The sequence below is a fragment of the Massilia genomosp. 1 genome (assembly GCF_011682185.1).
Classification (GTDB): Bacteria; Pseudomonadota; Gammaproteobacteria; order Burkholderiales; family Burkholderiaceae_D; genus Telluria_A; species Telluria_A rubra.
On record NZ_WHJF01000038.1, the window covers coordinates 13,607 to 27,593 of the forward strand.

The window sequence follows — 13,987 nt, forward strand, 5'->3', positions numbered from 1 at the left end:
GCAAGAAACGGATAGATCGCCGCCACCGCCTTCCCTAAGCTGGAAGTCCGAATGACAAGCAGTAAAGGGATCGGCAAATGAACGCATTATCAGGAAAAGTGGCGATTGTGACCGGGGCCAGTTCCGGCATCGGCTATGAAACGGCCAAATTGTTCGCGCGCGAAGGAGCCAAAGTGGTGGTGACTGCGCGCCGCCAGGCTGAACTGGACGCGCTGGTCGCCGAGATCGACGCCGGCGGCGGCCAGGCAATCGCGGTGGCCGGCGATATCTGCGCCGAAGACACCGCGCGCGCCCTGGTCGAGGTCGCCGTCGGCCGCTTCGGCGGACTCGATATCGCCTTCAACAACGCCGGCATGACGGGCGAGAGCGTGCCGCTGTCCGAGCTGTCCGTCGGCGCCTGGAACGCCATCCTGGCCACCAACCTGAGCAGCGCCTTCCTGTGCGCCAAATACCAGATTCCGGCCATGCTCAAGCGCGGCGGCGGCTCCCTCATTTTCACTTCGTCCTTTGTCGGCCACACGGTCGGCTTTCCGGGCATGGGGGCGTATGCGGCGAGCAAGGCCGGCTTGATCGGCCTGATGCAAACGATCGCCGTCGAATACGGCACGCGCGGCATCCGCGCCAATGCGCTGCTGCCCGGCGGCACCGATACGCCGATGGGGCGCGCCGTCGCCAACACCCCCGAAGCGCGCGCTTTCGTCGAAAGCCTGTATGCGCTCAAGCGCCTGGCGCAGCCGCAGGAAATCGCGCGTTCGGCGCTGTACCTGGCGTCCGACGCGGCCAGTTTCACGACCGGATCGAGCCTGATCGTCGATGGCGGGGTGTCGGTTAACCGGACATAAGCTATTGCAGGATTGCCAACGCGGGCGCGCCGTGACAAGATGAATGCCTACTTCATCGATTGAAAGGCGCGTTCCGGCATGTTTTCCTATAAATGCACCGCATGCGGCGGGATTCACGAAGGCATTCCCAGCTATGCCGCCCTGGCCCCGCTCAGCTACGAGCAGATTCCCGAAAGCGAGCGGGCGGCGCGGACCGTATTGGGGAGCGACGATTGCGTGATCGACGACACGAGGTATTTTGTCCGGGGCTGCATCGACATTGCGGTCGAAGGGGATGCCGAACCGTTCATATGGGGCGTCTGGGTGTCGCTGAGCGAGGCCAGTTTCATGGAGTGGGGACACTCCTTCGACCTGGAGAAGCGATCGCATATCGGCCCGTTCTTCGGCTGGCTCGATACCGAGCTGACGCTGTATCCGGCCACCGTCAATCTCAAGGCCAGGGTACGCTTGCGCGATGGATTTGCGCGTCCGTCCATCGAACTCGAACAGAACGGCCACCCGCTCGCCATCGAGCAGCGCGACGGCATCAGCCGCGCGCGCCTGGCCGAGATCCTCACCCTGATGAGGCACGGCCAGTAGGGGAGCAACAGGCTCTTACTGCCGCGAGCGCAGTACTTCCAGCTCGGCCCGCAAGGCGCTGCGTTCGGCGTTCGAGGCGTCGAAGCGCGCCCGCAATTCCTTGATGTCGGCCTCGAAATTGTCGCGCGCGGTCACCGCGCCGATCAGTTCCATCTCGGCCGTCAGGCGCGCATCCGACACCGTCGCCTGGGACGCCACGTTGCGCTCGATCTGCGCGCGCAAGTCCACCAGCTGCTCGTTCTTGCCTTCGATGGCCAGCTGATCCTTCGCCTTGCCCACCAGGGCCTCGGTGGCGACCAGGCGCGCGTTGCGCAACTCCATCGTCAGGCGCTGGATATCTTCGTCGCGTTCGGTCACCGTGGCCAGCGCCTGGTCGCGCGCGATGGTCATGCCGGTCAGTTGCGCGCGCAGCTCGTTGCGTTCGGCTTCGAGCTGCTGGCTCGACGCCAGCAAGTCCGCCATATCGCTCTCGGACTGCGCCAGCGCCTCGCGCATGCCGGCGCCGGCGTCGTGCGCGAACTGCTGCGCCCAGTTGCCGAGCGCGCTGGCGACCGATGGCGGAATTTCCGCCGAGGGCGGCGCCGGCGGCGTGGCCTCGCTGGCGCGCCATTCGAGCAGATGCTGGTGGATGACGTTGGGCGAACCGGCGCCGAGCGCCGCGCGCACCGCGTCGATGCTGGCCCGTGTACCGTCTTCCTGCAAGCTGATGGCTGCCGCCGCAACCTCCTCGTAGGTAACTTCCTGACGTGCCATGGCGTCTCCGGTAAAGATCTCGTTGTCGATAGCTAACATCATACGCTGCCCGTCTCATCCGACGCGCACCCTTCTCGCACCCTTCTCGCACTTTTCTGTTTGTAGCGGATTCCCCACGTTCACGCCAGTGCTTCCATTGTTTTGATGTTTCCAGTAAAATCGAAATGAAGCGGCGCCCAGCGCATTCGTCCCCAAGCAACCCACATCGGAACTGGCATGCACATCCTGTTTCTCTGCACCGGCAACTCCTGCCGCTCCATCCTGAGCGAAGCGACCTTCAATCACCTCGCACCGGACGGCCTGCGCGCCATCAGCGCCGGCAGCCAGCCGGCCGGGCAGCTGCATCCGCTGGCCGTCGCCCTGCTGGGGCGCAAGGGTATTTCCACCGAAGGCTACCGCAGCAAATCGTGGGATGACTTGCCCCTCACGCCGGACATCGTCGTCACCGTGTGCGGCAGCGCCGCCGGCGAAACCTGCCCGGCCTACCTCGGCCCGGTCCTGCGCAGCCACTGGGGCGTGGACGACCCCAGCCACGTCAGCGGCACCGACGCGCAGATCGAGGCCGCCTTCGAAGCGGCCTACGCCCTCATTCGCGCCCGCATCGACGCCTTCTTGTGCTTGCCGCTGGAGCAGCTGCGACACGACCCGGCCCGCTTCAAGGCCGAGCTCGACCGCATCGGCGCCTTGAACGCCTGAGCCGCGCGTGGCCCGCGCCACATGCTGAACCGACGCCAGCCTTGCGCCCCCCGGGGAGGGCAGGTTTCCCCTCGTCCACCCCGCCCAAGGATATTGCCATGCTCGCCGCTTCCCTGATCTTCCTCGCCACCCTGGTCCTCGTCATCTGGCAGCCGCGCGGCCTCGGCATCGGCTGGAGCGCCGCCGCCGGGGCGCTCGCCGCCCTGCTGGCCGGCGTGGTCCAGCTTGCGGACATCCCGGTGGTCTGGCATATGGTCTGGAACGCCACCGCCACCTTCGTCGCCGTCATCCTCATCAGCCTGCTGCTGGACAAAGCCGGCTTCTTCGAATGGGCCGCCCTGCACGTGGCGCGCTGGGGCAAAGGCCACGGCCGGCGCCTGTTCATCCTGCTGGTGCTGCTCGGCGCGGCCGTGGCCGCCCTGTTCGCCAACGATGGCGCCGCGCTGATCCTCACGCCGATCGTCATCGCCATGCTGCGCGCACTGCGCTTGTCGGCGCGCGCCACGCTGGCGTATGTGATGGCGGCCGGCTTTGTGGCCGACACGGCCAGCCTGCCGCTGCCGGTCTCGAACCTGGTCAATATTGTCTCGGCCGACTACTTCGGCATCGGCTTCGCGCGCTACGCCGCCGTCATGGTCCCGGTCAACCTGGTCTCGGTGGGCGCGACCCTGGGCATGCTGTGCTGGTTCTTCCGCAAGGATATTCCGGCCGATTACGACCTGGCGCAATTGAAGCGCCCTGGCGATGCCATCCACGACCGCGCCACCTTTGTCGCCGGCTGGTGGGTGCTGGGCCTGCTGCTGGCCGGCTTCTTCTGGCTCGAACGGCTCGGCGTGCCGGTCAGCGCGGTGGCCGGCGCCGGCGCGCTGCTGCTGCTGCTGGTGGCCGCGCGCGGACAGCGCATCGCCACGCGCGCGGTGCTGCGCGGCGCGCCGTGGCAGGTGCTTGTGTTTTCGCTCGGAATGTACCTGGTGGTGTACGGCCTGCGCAATGCCGGCCTGACCGCCTACCTGACCGCGTTTCTGGATCAGTGCGCCAGCCACGGCGTGTGGGGCGCGGCGTTCGGCGCCGGCCTCGCCAGCGCGCTGCTGTCCTCGCTCATGAACAATATGCCGGCCGTGCTGGTCGGCGCGCTCGCCATCGATGCCGGCCACGCCAGCGGCGCCGTGCGCGAAGCGATGATCTACGCCAACATCATCGGCAGCGACCTGGGTCCGAAGATCACCCCGATCGGCAGCCTGGCCACCCTGCTCTGGTTGCATGTCCTGGCAAGCAAGGATATCCGGGTCTCGTGGGTGTACTATTTCCGCGTTGGCATCGTGCTGACCTTGCCCGTGCTGCTGCTCAGCCTGGCCGCGCTGGCGCTGCGCCTGTCTTGAACCCCGGCCAGGCCCACAGCAGGCTGCCCACGGTCGCCAGCAACATGTCCTTGTGCGCGTCCCATATATCGCCCTGCTGGCCGTTGTAGGCTTCGGCGTCGTTATCGGACAAGGTCATCGCGATGGCGAACTCGAACCATTCGTACCACAGGCTGGTCAGCATCACGGCCGAGATGGCAATATAGAATCCCAGCCGCCGCGACAGCCCGCGTCGCGTTGCCAGGTAATGGATGGCGGCCGGCGTCAGGCACAGGCCGTACAGGAAATGCACCAGCCGGTCGGCGTGATTGCGGGTCCAGCCGAAGCGCTGGTCGATGGAAAAATGAAACAGCGCCCGTCCCCACGCATCGTAGGGCACGTTCGAATACAGCCAGCGCGCCGCGATCGAATGCACCGACAGGAACAGCGCAATGAGCAGGAAGTCGCGCGCGCTGATGCCCCAGCGCGCGGAAAACTTCCACAGCAGTGCGAAGCCGATCACCGTGAGCGAGCTGTGCAGCGCCTGTTCCATCGGCCACGGCGGATTGATCCAGGTGGCGGCGAAGATGAGCAGCATGATGACGGTGGAGAGGCGCTTGGACGGGATCATAAACATGAGAAAGAGTTGAACAAGAACCAGCCCCTGGCCGGCGGTGCGCTACGGCCGCTATGGTAGGCGATGCCGCGCTATTGTCTATCAAGAATATTTTCTTGATCGCATCAGGATGCCAGCGGCCACGCCACCGCTGCCGGGTTATGATTGTCATTCCATTCCACTAATCGACCCGCCCATGCTCCTGCGCCGCCTCACTCCCGCCGATGCACCCGCGTACCAGTCGCTGCGCCTGGCCGCCCTGCGCGAATGCCCGACCGCCTTCAGTTCCAGTGACGAGGACGAGTGCGACACGCCGCTGTCGACCATCGAGGCGCACATGGCGCCGGACTCCGGGCGCAAGCGCTTCGGCGCCTTCGATGGCGATGCATTGCTTGGCGTCGTGGGCGTGGGGCGCGAGGGTGCGGCCAAGCTGCGTCACAAGGGTTTCGTGGGCGGCATGGTGGTGGCCCCGGCCTGGCGCAACAAGGGCGTCGGCCGCCAGTTGCTGGCGCACGCCCTGGCCTTCGCCGACGCCATGCCCGGCCTGCGCCAGGTGACGCTGACCATCACCGCCGGCAACGGCGCCGCCCTGGCGCTGTATACGTCGATGGGATTTCGGGTGTTCGGCCAGGAGCCGCGCGCGCTGTGCGTCGATGGCGTGTTCTACGACACCATCTACATGCTGCGCGAGGTCGACGCGCCATGATGTGCCGATGACCTGAATCCGTGCCTGCACGCGGGGCGACACTGTAAGATGGCGGCCAGATCTCCCCACTCATGAAAGAAACACGATGTTCAATCCACAGAGCGCCGCCATCGTTTCACTGCTGTTCGCCGCCGGCGCCACCGGCCTGTTCATCGTGCGCCTGCGCGAAAGCCGGCGCGCCCGTGCCTGGCCCACCGCCGACGCCGTGATCCTCACCTCGACGGCGCAACGGCGGCAAAACGGACCGGGCTACGATTTTGTCGTCTCCTACGAGTACACCGTCGACGGCAGCAAGTACGTCAGCACCCGGATCGGCTTCAGTGGCCCGTTCGATGACCGATGGCAGCCAACCCCGGAGTCGATGTTGGCGACCTACCCACCCGGCCTGGGCATCCTGGCGCACTACTGCCCCGAGCGGCCCGAGGAAGCGGTGCTGGTGCCGAACGTGCATCCGACCGTGCTCCTGGTGCTCGGCATTTGCGTCGGCATGGCGCTGTTTACCGGGTTCAGATACCTGTTTTTCTATTACTGAGTCAAGCTCGCCGCTACAGCCGCAGCGCGTCCGACGGCAGCATGCGCATCGCCAGCCACGCATGGCGCGCCACCGCCGCCAAGGCCACCGCCACGGTCGACGCCAGTGCGAACAGCAAGGTCCAGTAGCCGACCGGCGCGTGTTCCACATAGGTCGCCAGGTAGCTGTTGATCGCCAGCCCCGCCAGCGGCAAGCCGATCGCCGCCGCCACCAGCGTCATGGCGCCGATCTCGCGCACCACCAGCAGGCCGATGGCGCTCCGGCGCGCCCCATGCAGTTTGCGCAGCACGATCTCTTTCGCGCGCCGCTGCACCGTGTGCGCCGACAGCACATAGGTGCCGAAGGCCGCAATCGCCAGCGCGATGCCGCTGGCAATCGCCAGTATCCTGGCCACCCGCTCATCTTCCGCGTAATTGAGCGCCAGGATCGCGTCGGCCCGGTGCGTCTTGATCATCGCGTCCGGAAAATACCTCGGCCACAAGCTCCGCACCGCCGCCTCGACCGGCCCCAGCTCGCCCGTGGCGCGCACGGAGAGCGTCATCCCGGCGGTCCACAATTCGTAGGCCATCGCATGCGGCGTTTCGCGCAGCGACTGGAAGCGCAGCGCCGGCGCAATGCCCACCACGCGCTTCTGAATCGTCTTGTTATCGAAGCCGGTAAACAACAACGTCTGTCCCAGCGCCGCTTCGGGCGTGGCGAATCCGAGTTCGCGCGCGGCGATGGCGTTGAGCACCAGCGGCACCGGATCGTCTTCCTTGTCGGTGCGCGCCGAAAACAGCCGTCCCGCGCGCGGCGCGATCCGGTACTGCTCGAAAAACGCGGCGCTGACCGACTTCATTTCCATCGATGCGCTGATCCCGCCCGGGCGCTTGAGGTCGCGCAGCCACGACACCTGGTGGCGCCCGACCGCGTCTTCCGACACCGCCGTGCCGGCCACGCCCGGCTGGGCCGACAGGGCCGCGATGAAGCTGCGCGCCCGCGCGCTGTCGCGCACCGTCTCGGGCAGGTCGACAATCATCAGGGGCGCCGGATCGAAGCCCGGCGAGACGCGCATGGCGAACGCGGTTTGCCATGCAATGGCCAGGGTGACGCCGGCCAGGCCCATCGCCGCGGCCACCTGCACCACCGTCAGCACGCGCCGCACTTGCATGCCGCGCAGCGACTCGCTGTCGCCGCGCCCGGCCAGCACCGCGCCCGGGCGTACGCGCAGCGCGATCCACGCCGGATACGCCGCTGTCAGCGCGCCCAGCGCCAGGCCCAGCGCCAGCGCCGCGCCGAGATTGGCGATGGACAGCATGCCATCGAGCTTGCGGTCGACCAGCTGCGCGAACAGCGGCAGCGCCAGCCACGCCAGCAGCAGTCCCAGTCCGGTCGCCAGCAGCGCCACCAGCATCGACTCGGCCAGCAGTTGCAGCACGAGCTGGCGCATGCCCGCGCCCAGCACCTTGCGGATCGCCACCTCGCGCTGGCGGCGCAGCACGCGCACCGCCGCCAGGTTGACGTAATTCATGGCGGCCATGGCCAGGATCAGCGCCGCCATCGCGCCCAGCGCGGCGATCACCACGCGGCTGCCGCGGTTGCCGGCCGCGCTGATCCCGTTCTGGCCCACGTCGCGGTCAAAATAGGCGTCGCGCAGCGACGACAGCGCCACATCCATCACCCTTCTTGTCCCCAGCCGCTGTCTGGTTTCGGGCGGCACGTCCTGCACCGCCGGCGAGCGGTCGACGGCCTGCTGCAGCGAGGCGGTCAAGGCCGGCACCGATGCGCCGGGATCGACCCGTACCAGCACCTTGCCCCACCAGCCGGCCTTACCGGTCATCATTTCCTCTTTCACCGGCGCCTCGGCCAGCACCGACTGTACGCCCACCAGCACCTCGAACGGGATGGTGGTGTTCGCGCCCGGCGTGCGCAGCACCGCGCCGGCGCGCAGCAGCTTGCCCTCGACCAGCATGGTGCGCCCGACGATGTCGCCGCTGCCGAAGTGGCGCAGCGCCGCTTCTTCGGTGATGACAAAGCCTTCCGGCTGCTCCAGCGCCATCTTCAGGTTCCCGCGCAGCGCGCGCAGGCCCAGGATATCGGCGAAGCCCGGCATCACCGTCAACCCGTCCATCCCGTGCAACTGGCCGTTGATGCTTGCCGTGAGCCCCATCACGCGCGGCCGGGTCGGAATGTACGCGGTCGAGGCCAGCACGCCGGGCGCCCTGGCCGCCGCCAGGCGCAGCAGCATCGGCGCCTGGTCGAACCACGGCGCCTTGGGGGCGACGTTGAAGCGCTGCTTGACGATGTAGACGTGGTCGGCGTCCGGCACGTCGGCGTTGTACTGCCACGAATAGCGCACGAAGCCGAGCAGCAGAAGGGCGGCCGCAAAGCCCACCCCCAGCCCGGCGATGACGACCAGCGAATACACCGGGTCCTGCAGCAAGGTGCGCCAGCCGATCCGAAAATCCTTCATGATCATCATCGCTCCCTCACGCCGCTTGCAGTGCGTCGACCAGGATGCGCCCGTCGAGCAGGCGCAAGGTGCGCGATGCCTGCGCCGCGTGCGCCGGCGAGTGCGTCACCATCACGATGGTGGTGCCATCGGCGTTAATCTGGCGCAGCAGGCGCATGACCTCATCGCCATGCGCGGTATCGAGGTTGCCGGTCGGCTCATCGGCCAGCAACATTGCCGGGTTGGCCACCAGCGCGCGCGCAATCGCCACCCGCTGCTGCTGCCCGCCCGACAATTGCGACGGCCGGTGCCTGGCGCGGTGCGCCACGCCCAGCTTGTCGAGCATCGCCGCGACCCGTTCGCGCCGCTCCCTGGCCGGCACGTTCATGTATTCCAGCGCCAGTTCCACGTTCTCGGCCACCGACAATTCTTCGATCAGGTTAAAGCTCTGGAAGATGAAGCCGACGCGCCCGCGCCGCAGGCCGTTCAGTTGCGCTTCGCGCCAGCCGGCCACGTTCTGGCCGTCGAACCAGTACTCGCCGCTGTCGGGCGTGTCGAGCAATCCCAGCACCGACAGCAGGGTCGACTTGCCGCAACCGGACGGCCCGGTGATGGACACGTATTCGCCGGCGTCGATATCGAGCGTGATGCGGTCGAGCGCCGTGGTGCGCACGTCGCCGCCCTGGAACGTTTTGCTGACGTTAAGTAGCTTGAGCATGCCATCCTTCCGGTGTGGTGTGGGGTTGTTCATTGTGTCATCTCCGCATCGATCCATCATGAGAAAAAGTCTACTCCGTGAACTGCAGCCGCGCCGCCTTGCCGTAGGCGGCGTACGACGACACGATCACCCGCTCGCCGCTGGCCAGGCCCGCCAGCACCTCGACCTGGCTGTTGTTGCGGCGGCCGCTGCGCAGCGCGCGCCGCTCGGCCGTCTTGCCATCCTTGTCCAGCACGTACACCGCCACGCCGCCGCTGTCGTTGAGGAAGGCGTCGTTGGGCACCAGCAGCGCTTCGCTGGCGCCGCCCAGGGTCACCAGTACTTCGGCCGCCTGGCCCGGATTGAGCGTCCCGGGCTGGCCGTTGGCAAACGCCAGCTCCACGGTAAAGCGGCCGTCCTTGATCTGCGGGTAGATCCGGCTCACGGTCAGCGCATGCGCGCGGCCGTTGATGGTGGCCGTGCCCTGGCGGCCCACGGCCACCCGGTTCAGGTAGTACTCGTCCACCTGGGCCGACAGCTTGAACTGGTCCACGTCGTCGATGCGGCCCAGGTGCTGGTCGGGCTTGACGGTCTCGCCGACCTGCAAATGAAAATCGGTCAGGCGCCCGGACACGGGCGCGCGCACCGCCAGCGCGTCGATGGTCGCGTTGACCAGTTGCAGGCCCGCTTCCAGGCGGCCGATGGCCAGCTCCATCTGGCGCACCGCGTCGCGCTGGGTGGCGGCCTCGGTTTTGTAGCCGGCGTTGTCGCTCTGGTACAGGCGGCGCTGCTGCGCGACGCGGTCCAGCGAATCTTCCAGCGCGTTGGGCGACACGAAGCCCTTCTGCGCCAGCGCCGCGTTGCGCGCGTGCTGTTTTTCGGCCAGGGTCAATGCGAACGCCAGCTCGGCGCCGCGCCGCTCGCGCTCCATGCGGCTCGCTTCGAGCGCGATGCGCAGGTTGGTCAGGTTCGAAATCTGCTGCGCGTGTTCGGCCTCGCGCGCCAGCAGGTCCAGCCGGCGCTGCGGGTTCGACAGCCGGAACAGCACCTCGCCTTGCCTGGCCGGCGCGCCGTCGCGCGCGAAGACTTCTTCCACGCGGCCCGATTCGACCGCGTCGAGCATCACCGAATGCAGCGGCGCGGCCGTGGCGCGCAGGGCCACGTCGTCGCGGAACACGCCGCGCGCCACGGTCGCGATACGGGCGTCGGCGCGCGCCACCTGCAAGCCGCGCGGGATCTGCTGCCACAGGGCCGCCGCCCCCATCGCCAGCGCCAGCACGATGGCTGCACCAGGCAGCACGCGCCTGCCGCGCCGTTGCCGCAACGGCTGGTCCATGGCGGCGCCGCTGCTGCGCTCTGGTGCTGGGGCGGTCGGAACAATCATGGCGGCTCGGCTTGCGAAGTCATGCGGGAACTGATCGCAACATCCGTGCCATGCGCGCCGCACGGGTAGACGGCCGCGTGTTTGGCCGCCTTCGTGCGAAAGCGCACAGCGCAGGTGTGCGCTTTCGGACACCCGGCCCGTTTTGATTGGTGGCGCCGGCATGCTGCTGCTAGAATCGGCGCACCTGCTTCCACCCTCCCCGCCATGGCCGACCACCCCGCCCGCATCCTGATCCTCGACGACGACGCTGACGTGGCCTATGCGGCGCAGTTGGTGTTGCGCCGCTGCGCGGGCAACGTGGCCACCCTGGCCGATCCGCACCAGCTGGCGCGCCACCTCTTGGGCGGCGTGCCCGACGTGGTGCTGCTCGACTTCAATTTCACGCCCGGCCGCACCGACGGCGCCGAAGGCCTGGCGCTGCTCGACCAGTTGCGCGCCCTGCCCGACCCGCCGCTGGTCATCGTCATGACCGCGTACGCCGACGTGGCCCTGGCGGTCGAGGCGATGAAGCGCGGCGCCAGCGATTTTTTCACCAAGCCGTGGGATAACGCGCGCCTGCTCGCGGTCGTGCAAGGCGCGCTGGCGCAACGCGGCATGCAGGCCGCACCGGCCGCCGCCAACGATCCGCTGATGGGCGACTCGCCGCCGATGCGCCAGTTGCGCGCCCTGATCGCCAACGTCGGCCCGACCCAGGCGAACGTCATGGTGCTGGGCGAAAATGGGGTCGGCAAGGAGCTGGCCGCGCGCGCGATCCACCTGGCCTCGCGCCGCGCCGCCGGCCAGTTCCTCGCCGTCGACATGGGCAGCTTGCCCGAGGCGACGCTCGAGAGCGAGTTGTTCGGCCACCGCAAAGGCTCGTTTACCGACGCCCGCAGCGACCGCGCGGGGCGCTTCCAGGCGGCGTCCGGCGGCACCCTGTTCCTCGACGAAATCGGCAACCTGCCGCTGGCCGCGCAATCGAAGCTGCTGACGGCGCTGGAACGGCGCGAAGTCACGCCGCTCGGGGCCGACCGCCCGCAGGCGATCGACGTGCGCATCGTCAGCGCCACCAATCTCGACGAGGCCAGGCTGTATGACGCGCAGGTGTTCCGGCCCGACCTGCTGTTCCGCCTCAACACCATCGTGCTGCGCGTGCCGCCGCTGCGCGAGCGGCGCGACGACATTCCGGCCCTGCTGCGCCACTACCTGGCGCATTACCGGGAGCTGTACGGCAAGGCGCCAGGCACCATCGCGCCCGAGGCGTTCGACGCATTGTGTACGCACCACTGGCCCGGCAATGTGCGCGCGCTGCGCCACGCCTGCGAGCGCGCCGTGATCCTGGGCCAGCCGGGCGCCTACGGCCTGGCCGATTTTGGCCTGCATGGCGGCGCGCCGGCCATCGCTGCGCCCCCGCGCGCGGCAGGCGCCGACATGCTGGCCCTGGACACCCTCGAGCGCGACGCGGTGGCCGCCGCCATGGCGCAGGCGCGCGGCAATATCAGCCATGCCGCCATCCTGCTCGGGATCAGCCGCGCCGCCTTGTACCGCAAGCGCAGCAAGCATGGCCTCTGACGCCGCCGCGCGCCGCGTGGCCTGGGCCGGCACAGTGCTGCTCGGCGCGGCCGCCGTCAGCGCCGGCGCGCATGGGGCGGTGCTCTCGCTGGCGACGGCGGCCAGCGCGGTGGCGGCGCTGGTGGCCGTGGGCCTGATCCGCCACGGCCTGCGATCGACTGCGCTTGAGCCGCTGGAAGTGCCGGTCGGCGCGCGGCACGATCAACTGCAGCTGGCCGCGCGCGTGCTGGCGCTCGAATCGCAGCTCGAACATGCGCCGATCGCCCTGTTCCGCATCGACAGCGTACACAGCGCCGAGCCGCTCAACGCCAATGCGCGCCGCCTGCTGGCGCCCGGCCGCGCGAGCGACCTCGAAGCCTTGCGCCGCACCCTGGCCGGCCTGGCGCCGGGCCGGCGCAGCATGATCGATGTCGATACCGAGCAAGGCGTCGAGCGCGCCCTGGCCACGGCCAGCACATTGAGCGTCGAAGGCCAGCCGCAACGGCTGGTGGCGCTCACGCCGGTGGAAAACGAGCTCGCGGCCGAGGCCATGCAGGCCTGGCAAAAGCTGGTGCATGTGTTGACGCACGAGATAATGAACTCGCTCACCCCGGTGGCATCGCTCTCGCACAGCGCGCGCGACATGGTGCAGGGCGTGCGCGCCAGCCTGCCGGTCGATGTGGCGGACGACCTGGCGCTCGCGCTCGACGCCATCGGCCGCCGCGCCGCCAGCCTGACCCATTTCGTCAGCGGCTACCGCGCGCTGGCCAGCGTGCCGCCGGCGGCGCCGCAGCGGGTGGTGGTGCAGGAGATGTTCGCGCGGCTGTCGGCCCTGATCGCGCCGGCCTGGCAGGCGCGCGGCGGCAGCGCCGATTTCCGGGTCGAGCCCGGATCGCTCGAATTGATGGCCGATCCGGGCCAGCTGGAGCAAGCGCTGGTGAACCTGCTGCAGAACGCGGCCGAAGCGAGTGCGCCGGGCCAGGCGCCGCAGGTCACCGTGAGCGCGAAACTGGCGCGCGGAGGACGCCTGCGCATCGACGTGTGCGACAACGGCCCCGGCGTACCGGACGACGTCATCGCCGATATCTTCACGCCCTTCTTTTCCACCAAAAGCAAAGGCAGCGGCATCGGCCTGGCCCTGGTGCGCCAGCTGATGCACCGCAATGGCGGTGCGGTGCGGTACGCCAGGTCGATCGGCGGCGGCGCGCGCTTTATCATCACCTTTTGACTCCCGGCTGTTCAGCGTTCGGATCGCCGGGCCCCGTGTAGAATCCGGCTTGTGCGATCGGCACGCGTCAACCCACAGAAGGAAATCGTGAAGGCTATTCACCTCAAACTTGGCATCGCCGCGCTGTGCGTCAGCGCCGGCGCCGCATACTGGTACTACTCCCCCGTGATCGCGCTGCACCAGCTGCGTACGGCGGCCCACGATCGCAATGCCGAAGGCTTCAACGCCCGCGTCGACTACCCGCGCCTGCGCGCGAGCGTCAAGGCGCAGCTGGGCGCGGCCATGAACGAGCAGGTCAAGCCGCGCGACGGCGCCGGCGGCGACGATCCCGCCAAGGCCGGCGCGGATTTCGGCAAGATGCTGGGCATGGCCTTCGCCGACAAGATGGTCGACGCCATGGTCACTCCCGAATTCGTCATGGGCGCGATGCAGCGCGGCTCGATCGAGCCGCGCCGCGACAGTGCGGACAAGGACGACGCCGCCAAACCCGATCCGAAGTACACGTCGGAGCGCATCGGCTTCGACAAATACATCCTGCACCTCGAGACCGAGCGCGGCGAGCGCGGCCTGTCGCTGGTGATGGAACGGCACGGCTTCGCGTCGTGGAAGCTGGCGGACGTGCTCCTGCCGCCCCGTCCCGCCACACCAGGCTGAGG

At 68.3% G+C, this 13,987-nt stretch carries 14 protein-coding genes; 9 read left to right on the plus strand and 5 right to left on the minus strand.

The window, feature by feature from the left end; translation table 11 throughout:
- Positions 1–77 precede the first annotated feature (77 nt).
- Entirely contained in the window at positions 78–842 is a 765-nt protein-coding gene (locus F1735_RS15790) for an SDR family oxidoreductase (RefSeq protein WP_167237821.1), read from the plus strand.
- A 78-nt stretch (positions 843–920) separates the two neighbouring features.
- Entirely contained in the window at positions 921–1,421 is a 501-nt protein-coding gene (locus F1735_RS15795) for a DUF2199 domain-containing protein (protein ID WP_167237822.1), read from the plus strand.
- A 15-nt stretch (positions 1,422–1,436) separates the two neighbouring features.
- Here the strand turns inward: F1735_RS15795 and F1735_RS15800 are convergent, their stop codons facing one another.
- Positions 1,437–2,174 (minus strand): DNA-binding protein, encoded by a 738-nt coding sequence (locus tag F1735_RS15800; RefSeq protein ID WP_167237823.1) that lies wholly within the window; start codon positions 2,172–2,174, stop codon positions 1,437–1,439.
- Positions 2,175–2,390: 216 nt separating this feature from the next.
- Between F1735_RS15800 and F1735_RS15805 the strand changes: the two genes are divergently transcribed.
- On the plus strand, positions 2,391–2,870 hold the full coding sequence (locus F1735_RS15805; protein WP_167237824.1) for an arsenate reductase ArsC: 480 nt from the start codon (positions 2,391–2,393) through the stop codon (positions 2,868–2,870).
- A gap of 98 nt (positions 2,871–2,968) precedes the next feature.
- The gene (locus tag F1735_RS15810; protein WP_167237825.1) at positions 2,969–4,249 is read left to right on the plus strand and encodes an arsenic transporter; all 1,281 of its coding nucleotides are present in this window, start codon (positions 2,969–2,971) and stop codon (positions 4,247–4,249) included.
- Here the strand turns inward: F1735_RS15810 and F1735_RS15815 are convergent.
- Positions 4,215–4,844 (minus strand): DUF2238 domain-containing protein, encoded by a 630-nt coding sequence (locus F1735_RS15815; protein WP_222853001.1) that lies wholly within the window; start codon positions 4,842–4,844, stop codon positions 4,215–4,217. The genes F1735_RS15810 and F1735_RS15815 overlap by 35 nt on opposite strands.
- A gap of 175 nt (positions 4,845–5,019) precedes the next feature.
- Here F1735_RS15815 and F1735_RS15820 point away from each other — a divergent pair, with 175 nt between their 5' ends.
- Positions 5,020–5,529, plus strand: a complete 510-nt coding sequence (locus F1735_RS15820; RefSeq protein ID WP_167237826.1) for a GNAT family N-acetyltransferase — start codon at positions 5,020–5,022, stop codon at positions 5,527–5,529.
- Positions 5,530–5,614: 85 nt separating this feature from the next.
- Positions 5,615–6,061: a DUF3592 domain-containing protein gene (locus tag F1735_RS15825; protein WP_167222764.1), complete on the plus strand. Its 447-nt coding sequence runs from the start codon at positions 5,615–5,617 to the stop codon at positions 6,059–6,061.
- Positions 6,062–6,074: 13 nt separating this feature from the next.
- Here the strand turns inward: F1735_RS15825 and F1735_RS15830 are convergent, their stop codons facing one another.
- The 3 genes from F1735_RS15830 to F1735_RS15840 all read right to left on the minus strand — a co-directional run bounded on the left by F1735_RS15830 (position 6,075) and on the right by F1735_RS15840 (position 10,573).
- On the minus strand, positions 6,075–8,519 hold the full coding sequence (locus F1735_RS15830) for an FtsX-like permease family protein (RefSeq protein WP_167237827.1): 2,445 nt from the start codon (positions 8,517–8,519) through the stop codon (positions 6,075–6,077).
- Positions 8,520–8,529: 10 nt separating this feature from the next.
- On the minus strand, positions 8,530–9,210 hold the full coding sequence (locus F1735_RS15835; RefSeq protein WP_167237828.1) for an ABC transporter ATP-binding protein: 681 nt from the start codon (positions 9,208–9,210) through the stop codon (positions 8,530–8,532).
- A gap of 70 nt (positions 9,211–9,280) precedes the next feature.
- On the minus strand, positions 9,281–10,573 hold the full coding sequence (locus F1735_RS15840; protein WP_229505805.1) for an efflux RND transporter periplasmic adaptor subunit: 1,293 nt from the start codon (positions 10,571–10,573) through the stop codon (positions 9,281–9,283).
- A gap of 204 nt (positions 10,574–10,777) precedes the next feature.
- Here F1735_RS15840 and F1735_RS15845 point away from each other — a divergent pair, with 204 nt between their 5' ends.
- The 3 genes from F1735_RS15845 to F1735_RS15855 all read left to right on the plus strand — a co-directional run bounded on the left by F1735_RS15845 (position 10,778) and on the right by F1735_RS15855 (position 13,985).
- Positions 10,778–12,124: a sigma-54-dependent transcriptional regulator gene (locus F1735_RS15845; RefSeq protein WP_167237829.1), complete on the plus strand. Its 1,347-nt coding sequence runs from the start codon at positions 10,778–10,780 to the stop codon at positions 12,122–12,124.
- Positions 12,114–13,331, plus strand: coding sequence for a sensor histidine kinase (locus F1735_RS15850; protein WP_167237830.1), 1,218 nt, complete (start codon positions 12,114–12,116; stop codon positions 13,329–13,331). The genes F1735_RS15845 and F1735_RS15850 overlap by 11 nt, the downstream gene beginning before the upstream one ends.
- Before the next feature lie 87 nt (positions 13,332–13,418).
- Positions 13,419–13,985, plus strand: coding sequence for a DUF2939 domain-containing protein (locus F1735_RS15855; RefSeq protein ID WP_167237831.1), 567 nt, complete (start codon positions 13,419–13,421; stop codon positions 13,983–13,985).
- The last annotated feature ends 2 nt before the right edge of the window (positions 13,986–13,987 follow it).

What these genes read in the sequence shown, in the direction of transcription:
- F1735_RS15830 (WP_167237827.1), bottom strand. Translation starts at nt 8,519, where the DNA reads ATGATCATGAAGGATTTTCGGATCGGCTGGCGCACCTTGCTGCAGGAC.
- F1735_RS15840 (WP_229505805.1), bottom strand. Translation starts at nt 10,573, where the DNA reads ATGATTGTTCCGACCGCCCCAGCACCAGAGCGCAGCAGCGGCGCCGCC.
- F1735_RS15845 (WP_167237829.1), top strand. Translation starts at nt 10,778, where the DNA reads ATGGCCGACCACCCCGCCCGCATCCTGATCCTCGACGACGACGCTGAC.
- F1735_RS15850 (WP_167237830.1), top strand. Translation starts at nt 12,114, where the DNA reads ATGGCCTCTGACGCCGCCGCGCGCCGCGTGGCCTGGGCCGGCACAGTG.
- F1735_RS15795 (WP_167237822.1), top strand. Translation starts at nt 921, where the DNA reads ATGTTTTCCTATAAATGCACCGCATGCGGCGGGATTCACGAAGGCATT.
- F1735_RS15810 (WP_167237825.1), top strand. Translation starts at nt 2,969, where the DNA reads ATGCTCGCCGCTTCCCTGATCTTCCTCGCCACCCTGGTCCTCGTCATC.
- F1735_RS15825 (WP_167222764.1), top strand. Translation starts at nt 5,615, where the DNA reads ATGTTCAATCCACAGAGCGCCGCCATCGTTTCACTGCTGTTCGCCGCC.
- F1735_RS15820 (WP_167237826.1), top strand. Translation starts at nt 5,020, where the DNA reads ATGCTCCTGCGCCGCCTCACTCCCGCCGATGCACCCGCGTACCAGTCG.
- F1735_RS15800 (WP_167237823.1), bottom strand. Translation starts at nt 2,174, where the DNA reads ATGGCACGTCAGGAAGTTACCTACGAGGAGGTTGCGGCGGCAGCCATC.
- F1735_RS15805 (WP_167237824.1), top strand. Translation starts at nt 2,391, where the DNA reads ATGCACATCCTGTTTCTCTGCACCGGCAACTCCTGCCGCTCCATCCTG.
- F1735_RS15835 (WP_167237828.1), bottom strand. Translation starts at nt 9,210, where the DNA reads ATGCTCAAGCTACTTAACGTCAGCAAAACGTTCCAGGGCGGCGACGTG.
- F1735_RS15790 (WP_167237821.1), top strand. Translation starts at nt 78, where the DNA reads ATGAACGCATTATCAGGAAAAGTGGCGATTGTGACCGGGGCCAGTTCC.
- F1735_RS15815 (WP_222853001.1), bottom strand. Translation starts at nt 4,844, where the DNA reads ATGTTTATGATCCCGTCCAAGCGCCTCTCCACCGTCATCATGCTGCTC.